The sequence below is a fragment of the Mycobacterium sp. E796 genome (assembly GCF_001672815.1).
Classification (GTDB): domain Bacteria; phylum Actinomycetota; class Actinomycetes; order Mycobacteriales; family Mycobacteriaceae; genus Mycobacterium.
Genome location: NZ_LZKK01000039.1, coordinates 1 through 10,143, shown reverse-complemented (window position 1 = coordinate 10,143; position 10,143 = coordinate 1). Strand labels below are relative to the sequence as shown.

Below are 10,143 nucleotides of genomic sequence, written 5' to 3'. Positions count from 1 at the left end.
TCACCCTCGGCCACGACCATGGACGTCTGCCGCCCGCCGTAGGAGTGGCCGCCGGCGACCAGCGGACCGCCGGAAAGGCTGCGGCACAACGTGATCGCCTCGACGATCCCCTCGCGGTCACGCGCTGCCGACCCGGACGGCGGCCCCTTGGGCCGGCGCCGGCGGTAAGGCAGGTTGTAACGCACCGCGAGCCAGCCGCGCCGCGCCCATTCGTCGCAAACCTGTTGCAGCAGGGGTGATTCCCGGTCGCCGCCGGCGCCGTGGGTAAGGACCACGACACCCGCCGGTGCTCCGTCGGGTTCGTGTGCGACGCCGGCGATCGCCTCGAGGTTCATGCGCCCGCCGACGATGCGGTCCGGAACGGACCGAGGAGAAGGCGGGCAATCATGTGAGCCGAAACAGGGGCGAGACGGGACCATGGCCGGCGCCCAACGGGTAGGCGGCGCGCAGGGATTCGGTGACCCAGCGCTTGCCGAACCCGACCGCCTCAGGCACCGTGAAGCCGTGCGCCAGCGCGCTCGCGACCGCGGTAGCTAGAGTGTCACCGCCGCCGTGGTCGTTGCCGGTGGGCAAGCGCTGCGAGTCGAACTCGAGGAAGTCGGCGCCGTCATAGAGCAAGTCGCAGCTGCGGTCCGACGAGCGCAGGTGGCCGCCCTTGACCAGCACCCAGCGCGGGCCCAGCGCATGGAGCGCCTTGGCCGCCTCCCGCTGCGACCCCGCATCGACGACGTCGATGTCCACCAGCAGCCGCACCTCGTCCAGGTTCGGCGTCACCAGTGTGGCGAGCGGAAACAGTTGGCCGCGCAGCGAATCCAGGGCCGATACCGCCAGCAGCGCGTCGCCGTGCATGGACGCGCACACGGGGTCGACGACGAGCGGCACCGTCAGCCTCAGCCGGCGCCAGGTGGCGGCCACCGCCGCGATGATGGCCGAGGACGCCAGCATCCCGGTCTTGGCGGCCTGGATGCCGATGTCGGTGACCACGGCCTCGATCTGGTCGGCGACGACGTCGCCGGGCACCTCGTGAAATCTCTTGACTCCCAACGTGTTCTGCACGGTGACCGCGGTGACCGCCACGCAGGCGTGCACGCCCAGCAGCGCCATGGTGCGCATGTCGGCCTGGATGCCCGCGCCGCCCCCCGAGTCCGAGCCGGCGATGGTCAGCACGCGCAACGGCGTGGCGCCGGGCGCGGCTAAAGGCAGGAAATTCACTGCGTGATCGGCAGATACACCCGATTGCCGTGCTCGGCGAACTCCTGCGACTTCTCGGCCATTCCCTCTTGGAGGGCGGCCTCGATCGCCTCCTCGCTGTCGAGACCGTGCGCCGCCGCGTAGTCCCGAACGTCCTGCGTGATGCGCATCGAGCAGAACTTCGGCCCGCACATCGAGCAGAAGTGCGCGGTCTTGGCGGGTTCGGCGGGCAGGGTCTCGTCGTGGTATTCCCGCGCGGTGTCGGGGTCGAGCGACAGCGCGAACTGGTCGTGCCAACGGAACTCGAAGCGCGCCTTGGACAACTCGTCGTCGCGCTCCTGCGCGCGCGGGTGTCCCTTGGCCAGGTCGGCGGAGTGGGCCGCGATCTTGTAGGCGATCACGCCGTCCTTGACGTCCTTGCGGTCCGGCAGCCCCAGGTGCTCCTTGGGCGTCACGTAGCACAGCATCGCGGTGCCGGCCTGGGCGATGATCGCCGCGCCGATCGCCGACGTGATGTGGTCGTAGGCCGGTGCGATGTCGGTCGCCAGGGGACCCAGCGTGTAGAACGGGGCCTCCTCGCACAGCTCCTCTTCCAGCCGCACGTTCTCGACGATCTTGTGCATCGGGATGTGCCCGGGACCCTCGATCATCACCTGTGCGCCATGGGCTTTCGCGATCGTGGTCAGCTCGCCCAGGGTGCGCAACTCGGCGAACTGGGCGGCGTCGTTGGCGTCGGCGATAGAACCGGGCCGCAACCCGTCGCCGAGGGAGAAGGTGACGTCGTAGCGCGCGAAGATCTCACACAACTCGGCAAAGTTCGTGTAGAGGAACGACTCCTGGTGATGGGCCAGGCACCAGGCCGCCATGATCGACCCGCCGCGCGACACGATCCCGGTGACCCGCTTGGCGGTCAGCGGCACGTACCGCAGCAGCACGCCGGCGTGCACGGTCATGTAGTCCACGCCCTGCTCGCACTGCTCAATCACGGTGTCGCGGTAGATCTCCCAGGTCAACTTGGTTGGGTCACCGTTGACCTTCTCCAGCGCCTGATAGATCGGCACGGTGCCCACCGGCACCGGCGAATTACGCAGGATCCACTCGCGGGTCTCGTGAATGTTCTTGCCCGTGGACAGGTCCATGATGGTGTCCGCGCCCCAACGGGTGGCCCACACCATCTTGTCGACCTCTTCGGCGATCGACGATGTCACCGCCGAATTGCCGATGTTGGCGTTGACCTTGACCGCGAACGCCTTGCCGATGATCATCGGCTCGCTCTCGGGATGGTTGTGGTTGGCCGGGATCACCGCGCGGCCGCGGGCGACCTCGTCGCGCACCAGTTCGGCGGGCATGCCCTCGCGGGCGGCGATGAACGCCATTTCGGCCGTGATCTCGCCGGCTCGGGCCCGCTGCAGCTGGGTGCCGCGGTCGCGGACCACGCCGGGCCGCGCCGGCAGCCCGGCGGTCAGGTCGATCACCGCCTCCGGGTCGGTGTATGGCCCGGAGGTGTCGTAGAGATCGAAGTGGTCCCCGGTGGAGAGGTTGACGCGCCGGAAGGGCACGCGCGCGCCGGGCACCCCCTCCAGCTCGCGATAGGCCTTGCTGCTGCCCGCGATGGGTCCGGTGGTGACGGACGGCGCCGCTGTTGACAGGGTGTCGGTCATTCTGTGCTCCCTACGCCGGCATTACCCGGTCAGGTTCGTACGGTCGACGGCCCCGAGCCGTCCTCTCAGCGCACTCGGCGTGCGCTCCCGCGTGTTGTGGATGGGTCCGTCCGCGACGTTACCCCTTGGGCGGTAGCCGCGAGTACCCACCGGGTGGGAGGATGCAAACGTGCAACCCGCCGAGAGCCCGACGCAGCCGGTCGGAGCGGCCGCGGCCGCGAGCAGGTACCTGAACGTCGGGTCCTTCCGCTTCTGGTTCGTCGGCCAGCGCTGGGAATGGTCCGACGAGGTCGCCAGGATGCACGGTTACGAACCCGGGGAAGTGGTGCCGACGACCAAACTGCTGCTGTCGCACAAGCATCCCGATGACCGTGCCCACGTCCAGGACCTGCTGGACTACGCGCTGCAGTCCGAGGAGTCGTTTTCAAGCCGTCACCGGTTCCTCGACACCGCGGGCAACGTGCACGACGCGATCGTGGTGGCCGACCGCATGCTGGACGACTCCGGCGCGGTGCTGGGCACGGCGGGGTATTACATCGACCTCGCCAACACCTTCGACGAGGCGCGGCAGGAAGTGCTCGACGAGGCGCTGCCGGACCTGTTCGAGAACCGCGCGGCCATCGAACAGGCCAAGGGGGTGCTGATGTACGTCTACCGGGTCAGCGCCGAGCAGGCCTTTCGCGTGCTGCAGTGGCGCTCGCAGGAGACCAATGTGAAGCTGCGCTCCCTGGCGAAGCAATTGCTGACCGAGGTCGTGACGCTGCCCGTCCCGACCGCCTCGGCCCAAAATCAGTTCGACCATTTGCTGCTGACGGTGCACGAACGGATTCCCGCGGAGCCCTCCGGGTAATCGCTAGGCTTCGAAACATTCTTTCCTGGGCATGCTGCTAATTCGGGACCCGCAGTGACGCCCAGGAAAGGAATTCGGCTTGTTCGAGGCGGTGAAAGGCATGGAATTGTTGGCGGTTGACCACGAGGCCCGGGAGGACGCCGTACTCGTCCGGGTCAAAGGCGATGTCGATTCCAGCACCGTCGACCAGCTCACTCCCCACCTGGTCGCCGCGCTGCAGGTGGCCGCGAAGCACCCGGCCCGGTTGGTGATCGTCGACCTGCAACCGGTGACCTTCTTCGGCAGCGCGGCGTTGAACGCGGTCCTCGACTGCCACGAGGGTGGGAAGGAAACCGGCACATCGGTGCGCCTGGTGGCGGACAACGACCTGGTTCTCCGACCGATCCAGGTGACCGAGCTCGATCGCATCCTCGAGGTGTACCCGACGCTTTCCGACGCCCTGCAACGCGACCGCCGGCAATGAAACCGCTGCCGGCCGACCTCGCGGCCGCGGTTGCGCTGGGCGGCGAAATGGGCCGCCGGTTTGCCGAGTTCGACTGGGCCACGCACCCTTTGGGGCCGCCGCAGCGGTGGCCGGCCGAGTTCCGCGCGGCGGCGGTGACGGCGCTGACGTCACGGTTCCCGATCGTGCTGTGGCTGGGGGCGCAGGAGCTGTTCCTGGTCTACAACGACGCGTACATATCGGCGCTGGCCGACAAGCACCCGTCCGCGCTCGGCCGGCCCGGCCGTGAAGTGTGGTGGGACATCTGGGAATCGATCTCACCCATGCTGGCGAGCGTCATCGCGACCGGCGAGGCCACCTGGTCGGACGACTTGCTGCTCACGATGGTGGTGGAAGGCCGGCGGCGGGATCGGTATTTCACGTTCACCTACGGCCCGCTGATCGGCGAGGGCGGCGACGTTTCCGGGATTTTCTGCGCGGTGAACGAAACGACCGAGCGGGTGCTGGGGGAGCGGCGCCTGCAACTGCTCAACGATCTGGCCTCCGCCGTCATGGGAACGCAGAGCATTGATGACGCCGTCGGCGCGGCCGTCACGGTCTGTGCGGCCCAGCCGGCGGACCTGCCGTTCATCGCCGTCTACGTCGCCGACGCCGACGGCGACGCCGCGCTTCGCGGCGCGACGGCGTCGGTGCTGCCGGCCTTGCCGCGATCGCTTCGGACGCTGACCGATGACGTCGACGCGGTGCTGTCGGGGCTCGGGGCGATCCTCGGTGCGGACTGCCCGGAGCGGGCGCTGGTGTTGCCGCTCGGCGAGGGCTCCACGGCCGGAGCGCTGGTCGTCGGCATCAATCCGCGCTGCCCGCTCGACGACCAGTACCGCGGCTTCTGTCAGCTGCTGGCCGACCAGCTGTCGTCGACATTTGCCCGGATAGCGTCCTACGAACAGCAGCGGCTGCGGGCCGACGCGCTCGCCGAGTTGGACCGCGCGAAGACGGCGTTTCTGACCAATGTCAGCCACGAATTCCGCACCCCGCTAACGCTTTTGCTGGGGCCGCTCGAGGACGCGCTATCCGATGCGCCGCCCGAAAGCGTGCTGGCGGATCGCCTGACCACGGCGGGGCGCAACGCGCGGCGCCTGCAGCGCATGGTCGACTCGTTACTCGATTTCTCGCGCATCGAGGCGGGCCGGGCGAACGCGAAACTGGTGTGCACCGACGTCGGCGCGCTCACCGAGCAGATCGCGTCGTCGTTCAGCGAGCTGTGCCAGCGCGCGGGCCTGGGTCTCGTGTTGGACTGCGGCCCGGCGCTGGCCGACGTCGACCCCGGGATGTGGGAAACGATCGTGCTCAACCTGCTTTCCAACGCCGTCAAGTACACGCTGAGCGGATCGATCTCGATCGAGGTGCGTGCCGAGCCCGCCGATTGCCGAATCACGTTGCGCGACACCGGGGTTGGGATCGGCCCGGAGGACCTGGACCGGCTGTTCGAGCGCTTTTACCGGGCCGACAACATGCGCGGCCGCAGCGTGGAGGGCACCGGCATTGGGCTGTCGCTGGTGCGCGGGCTCGTCGAGCTGCAACGCGGAACGGTGGAGATCCAGAGCGAACCGGATCGCGGAACAACGGTCACCATCCGGCTGCCGCGATCGGTCGCGGACACGCCGGTCGGGCAGTCCCCCGAGCTGACGCCGGACGAGAGCAACCCGTACGTGGCCGAGGCGCGTCAGTGGCTGACGTCCGTTGCGGACCCGGTGTCTCGCGAGAACCGCCAACTAGTGCTCGTCGCCGACGACAACGCGGACATGCGGGCCCACCTGGAGCGGGTGCTATCGCCCCATTGGCAAACGGTTTTGGCCGCCGACGGGGAGTCGGCGTTGGCGGCGACCAAGGAGCTCCGCCCGGACGCGATCGTGACGGATGTGATGATGCCGGGCCTCAACGGCTTCGACCTCGTCGCGGCGATCCGCGCGGATCCGGAGCTGGCGGCCACCCCGGTCCTCATGCTGTCGGCCCGGGCCGGCGCGGAGGCCGTCGACGAGGGGTTCGCCGGTGGGGCCGACGACTACTTGCCCAAACCGTTCCGGTCGCAGGAGCTCATTGACAGGGTGGCGTCACGGTTGTCCGCGGTCGACCGCGAGCGCGACCGCCAGCGGCGCGAGGCGCCGCTCGACCTGGTGGAGCTTGACTCGGCGCTGCAGGCCACCGACTCGGTGGCCGCGATATTGGGTGCCCTGATCGACAACCCGTCCGGTTCGGCCGATGCCGCCGCGGTGGCGATCGGAGTGTTCGACGGGGAGCGCCACGTCCGGTTCGAATACGCCGGCGACCTTCCCCCGGAAGTGCGGGACCGCTACCACGTCACCGCGCTCGACGCGCCGTTGGTTGGAGCCAACGTCGTGACCACCGGTGAGCCGATGGTCGTCCCCGATACCTTTGACCTCCCGCCGCGTTATCACCACGCCGTGCGCGACACTGCGGAAAGTGTCCGCGCGTGTGTCGCTCATCCGTTGCGGGACAACGGGGGTCGCGTCATCGGCGTGCTGGTCCTGCTGTGGCCCACGCCGCGCCGGTTCGACGCTGGCGAACTCGACACGTTCGGTCGGATCGCCAAACTCACCCAGTCGGCGGTTGACCGGATACGCGTCCTGGGGCGCGAGCACCGGATCGCCGTCGACTTCCAGGAGCACCTGCTCGACCTGGATCGCGGCTCGACCGCCGCGGTCGTGGCGGCCGTATACCAGCCGGCCGGGGAGGCGATGCGGGTCGGCGGCGACTGGTACTCGGTCACGCCGCTGGGCCGCGCCGGCCGGATCGGCATTTCGGTCGGCGACGTCGTCGGGCACGGCCTGGCCGCCGCGATCGTGATGAGCAGGCTGCGCGCCGCGGTGGCCGCCTCGGCACTCAGCGCGGCCGAGCCGGCCGCGGTGCTGGGCGCGTTGGACCGCTACGCCGCCAGCGTCACCGGCGCCCGCTGCGCGACGGTGGCCTACGCACTGGTCGAAACGGGGGCGGATGGCGCCACCGTCAGCTACAGCTGCGCCGGGCACCCGTACCCGCTGCTCATTCCGTCCGACGGTGACCCGGTTTACCTCGAGTCGGGTCGGCGGCCGCCGGTGGCGGTCCGGGACAGCGGCCCGGATAAAGGCTCGGACAACGTCACCGCGACGGCCGAGCTGGCACCGGGAAGCCTGCTGCTGCTCTATACCGACGGACTGATCGAGCGGGCCGGGGAGACGCTCGACCAGGGGTTCGCCCGCCTGAAGGCCGCGGCCGCCGATTGCGCCGGCTTGCCGGTCGAATCGGTGTGTGGCGAGCTGCTGGCGTGCATGACCCCGCCGGGGGGTTACCGCGACGACGTCGTGGTGCTCGCGCTGCGCCCGAGCCACGTGGCCGCGCGCAGCTTCGCCACCGTGCTGCCGGCGGTGCCGGCGCAGATCCCGGTCGCGCGCCGCCAGCTGCGGGGCTGGCTGGACAGCATCGCGGCGGCGCCCCACCGCGAGGAGGACATCCTGCTGGCGGCGGGCGAGGCGGTCACCAACGCCATCGAACACGGCAGCCGCTGCGAGGCGCGACGGACGGTATCCGTCGAGGCCTTCCTGCACGGGGAGACCGTCGCGGTCACCGTCAGCGACACCGGGAGCTGGGTCGGCGATTCGTCCGTCAGCCTGCGAAGCCGCCGGCGCGGGCGCGGGCTCACCCTGATCGGTGGGCTGGCCGACCGCGTCGCCACCGTGCGCACCCCGGGCGGCACCCGGGTCACGCTGGAGTTCGATAACGCGGTGAGCGGCTAGACGACTAGGCCTCTTCCATCGCCTCGCCGAGCTCCTCGAGGAGCCGGTTGTGGTGGTTGCTCGCGATCACGTGACCGGCGGCGATGACCAGGGCGACCGGCCAGTCGATGAGTTCGAACGCCGCCAGGGCCGCCAGGCCGCCGTAGTAGGCCAGTTGCTCGGGTCGCGGAATCTCCACCTGACCCACCACCGGCAGGTTCACCACGAACGTTTCGCCCTCGCGGATCTTCTGGACGGCTTCGCTCTGCGAGGCCCCCTTGCGCGATTTCTTTTCGGCCATGATTCGCCTTTCGGTAACGAAGGGTTTGCCGCCCCGCCGAGTACTCCGACCACCGTCGAAATTATGTCGACGACCGACTCCGTGTCCGATCCGCTGGTTTCGTCGATCGCGTTGGTGCTGAAGGTGCCTCTGGTGCAACTCTATGCGCTGCTTTGGCGGGCCGGGGTCGTTGAGATTCGCCAGTCCGACCGGACGGCTCACCGCTCGTCGCGTCAGGTCCTGGTGGCAGCGTGTGCGGGCTGCCCCAACCGTCCGAAACCCGGTTCAGAACGGCTATCGCCAAGGTCGCCCCGGCGGCGGCGCCCAGAGCTTGTCCCCAGCCGACCGGACCAAGCGGTGTGCAGCCGAGCAACTGGCTGACCACCGGGATGCTGATCAGCGTTCCCATCGCGCCGAGCGAACCCACCGCCGTGAGCACCACCAGCGGGGCGTGAGAGTCCAGCAGCGTCTGGCCCAGCTCGGCGCCCACCAGTGCGACCAGCGCCACGGTGGACGCCCGCTGCGGGCGTCCAGTGACGCTCGCCATCGCCCACGCCACCGTCGTCGCGGCGGCCGTGGTCACGCCGCGGATGGCCACCGCGCGCCACAGGGCGGGCTGGTCGGGACCCCGAATGCCCGGGTCCATCGGGGTGCTGGGCTCGCTGACCGCGAGGGCGGCGGCGGGCAGTGCGTCGGTCATCATGTTCACCAGTAGCAGCTGCCGGGTGTTCAGCGGCGACGTGCCGGTGATCGCGCTGCCGATGACGGCGAACAGCACCTCGCCGGCGTTGCCGCCGAGCAGCACCGACACCGCCGCCTGCACCCGCTGCCAGAGCTGGCGCCCCTCCTCGATGGCCTGGACGAGCGCCTCGATGCGGGCGTCCACCAGCACCACGTCGGCCGCCATGTGGGCCGGGTCGCTCCCGCCCGCGACCACGCCGATGCCGACAGTGGCGGCCCGGATGGCGGCGGCGTCGTTGGAGCCGTCGCCGACCATCGCGCACAGCACGCCGGCGCCCTCCAGCGTCTGGACCACCTGCACCTTGTTCTCGGGCGTCATCCGCGCGAAGATCACCCGCTCGGTCACGACGCGCTCTTGGTCCTTGCGCGACAACGCGTCCCACTCGGAACCGCTGATCACCTGCTCGTCGGTCACCGATAGGCCCAGCTCCCGGGCGATGGCCAGCGCGGTGATGGGGTGGTCGCCGGTGATCAGCTTGATGCCCACGCCCTGGCGGCGCAGGTTCGCCAGCAGGTCGACCGCCTCGGGGCGCGGCGTGTCGGACAGGCCGAGAAACCCGGTCAGGGTCAGCCCGTCGCGGCAGAAGTCCGCGATGTCGTCCGGGTCGTCGCGGATCGCCTCGGCCTGTTGCGTCGTCAGCCGGCGCTGCGCCACCGCGATCACCCGCAGGCCGCCGGCGGCCAGTTCGCCGACCGCTTTCTGGATCTTCGGGCCGGTGTTCTCACAGGCGGCCAGCACCACTTCGGGCGCGCCCTTGACGGTCAGTTCCGTGCCGGTGACCGACGCGGAGAACGATCGCCCGGAGCGGAAGGGCAGGTGCGCTTGAGCTCCAGACGCCTCCCCGCTCTGCGCCGAGCCGTCGAGCGAACGCTGCGCCGCCTCGACGATCGCGGCGTCGGTGGCGTGCGCCTGCGGGCTGCCGTTGGCGGCGGGCGCGGCGTGCGCCGCGTGGCGCAGCACCTCCTCGGGCGAGTGCCCCGGCGCCGGGCGGACCTCCGCCACCCGCAGGCGGTTCTCGCTCAGCGTGCCCGTCTTGTCGAAGCAGACGACGTCGATGCGGCCGAGCGCCTCCACCGAACGCGGAACGCGGACCAGCGCGCCGAACTTCGTCAGCCGTCGCGCGGACGCCGACTGCGCCAGGCGGTGGCCAGCGGCATCGCCATCGCCGTCGCCGCGGTCCCCGAAGGGATGCCCCTGGTGGCGACGC

The 10,143-nt window shown here is 70.0% G+C and carries 8 protein-coding genes, 1 pseudogene and 1 riboswitch; of the genes and pseudogenes, 4 read left to right on the top strand and 5 right to left on the bottom strand.

Annotated features, from left to right (window positions below; all coding sequences use genetic code 11):
* The 3 genes from A5706_RS03420 to thiC all read right to left on the bottom strand — a co-directional run.
* The coding region (locus tag A5706_RS03420; protein WP_369831796.1) for an alpha/beta family hydrolase at nucleotides 1-335 on the bottom strand (335 nt) is incomplete at its 3' end.
* A gap of 49 nt (nucleotides 336-384) precedes the next feature.
* Nucleotides 385-1,212 carry a bifunctional hydroxymethylpyrimidine kinase/phosphomethylpyrimidine kinase gene (gene thiD / locus A5706_RS03415; protein WP_068127072.1) on the bottom strand — a complete coding sequence of 276 codons (828 nt, stop codon included), beginning with the start codon at nucleotides 1,210-1,212 and terminating at the stop codon, nucleotides 385-387.
* Entirely contained in the window at nucleotides 1,209-2,852 is a 1,644-nt protein-coding gene (thiC, locus tag A5706_RS03410) for a phosphomethylpyrimidine synthase ThiC (RefSeq protein ID WP_068127071.1), read from the bottom strand. Before thiC ends, thiD begins: the two co-directional genes overlap by 4 nt.
* Nucleotides 2,843-2,953, bottom strand: a riboswitch (TPP riboswitch). It overlaps the preceding gene by 10 nt.
* 68 nt (nucleotides 2,954-3,021) lie before the next feature.
* Here thiC and A5706_RS03405 point away from each other — a divergent pair.
* From A5706_RS03405 to A5706_RS03395, 3 genes are all read left to right on the top strand, one after another.
* Complete coding sequence (locus A5706_RS03405) at nucleotides 3,022-3,702, top strand: PAS and ANTAR domain-containing protein (RefSeq protein WP_068127069.1); 681 nt, start codon at nucleotides 3,022-3,024, stop codon at nucleotides 3,700-3,702.
* Nucleotides 3,703-3,802: 100 nt separating this feature from the next.
* A complete protein-coding gene (locus tag A5706_RS03400; protein ID WP_068127076.1) occupies nucleotides 3,803-4,165 on the top strand; it encodes an STAS domain-containing protein in 363 nt (120 codons plus the stop codon).
* Complete coding sequence (locus A5706_RS03395; RefSeq protein WP_068127067.1) at nucleotides 4,162-7,935, top strand: SpoIIE family protein phosphatase; 3,774 nt, start codon at nucleotides 4,162-4,164, stop codon at nucleotides 7,933-7,935. Before A5706_RS03400 ends, A5706_RS03395 begins: the two co-directional genes overlap by 4 nt.
* A gap of 4 nt (nucleotides 7,936-7,939) precedes the next feature.
* On the opposite strand, the gene A5706_RS03390 is transcribed toward A5706_RS03395, so the two are convergent.
* Complete coding sequence (locus tag A5706_RS03390) at nucleotides 7,940-8,215, bottom strand: hypothetical protein (protein ID WP_156766943.1); 276 nt, start codon at nucleotides 8,213-8,215, stop codon at nucleotides 7,940-7,942.
* Between the two features lie 63 nt (nucleotides 8,216-8,278).
* Here A5706_RS03390 and A5706_RS35135 point away from each other — a divergent pair, with 63 nt between their 5' ends.
* Nucleotides 8,279-8,575, top strand: coding sequence for an Rv1535 domain-containing protein (locus A5706_RS35135; protein ID WP_369831797.1), 297 nt, complete (start codon nucleotides 8,279-8,281; stop codon nucleotides 8,573-8,575).
* On the opposite strand, the pseudogene A5706_RS03385 reads toward A5706_RS35135, so the two are convergent.
* A pseudogene (locus A5706_RS03385) lies at nucleotides 8,541-9,938 on the bottom strand (cation-translocating P-type ATPase); the annotation flags it as partial. The gene A5706_RS35135 and the pseudogene A5706_RS03385 sit on opposite strands and share 35 nt — an antisense overlap.
* Nucleotides 9,939-10,143: the final 205 nt, after the last annotated feature.

Coding starts and splice junctions, on each gene's coding strand:
- thiC (WP_068127071.1), bottom strand. CDS start 2,852: ATGACCGACACCCTGTCAACAGCGGCGCCGTCCGTCACCACCGGACCC.
- A5706_RS03400 (WP_068127076.1), top strand. CDS start 3,803: ATGGAATTGTTGGCGGTTGACCACGAGGCCCGGGAGGACGCCGTACTC.
- A5706_RS03395 (WP_068127067.1), top strand. CDS start 4,162: ATGAAACCGCTGCCGGCCGACCTCGCGGCCGCGGTTGCGCTGGGCGGC.
- A5706_RS03390 (WP_156766943.1), bottom strand. CDS start 8,215: ATGGCCGAAAAGAAATCGCGCAAGGGGGCCTCGCAGAGCGAAGCCGTC.
- A5706_RS35135 (WP_369831797.1), top strand. CDS start 8,279: ATGTCGACGACCGACTCCGTGTCCGATCCGCTGGTTTCGTCGATCGCG.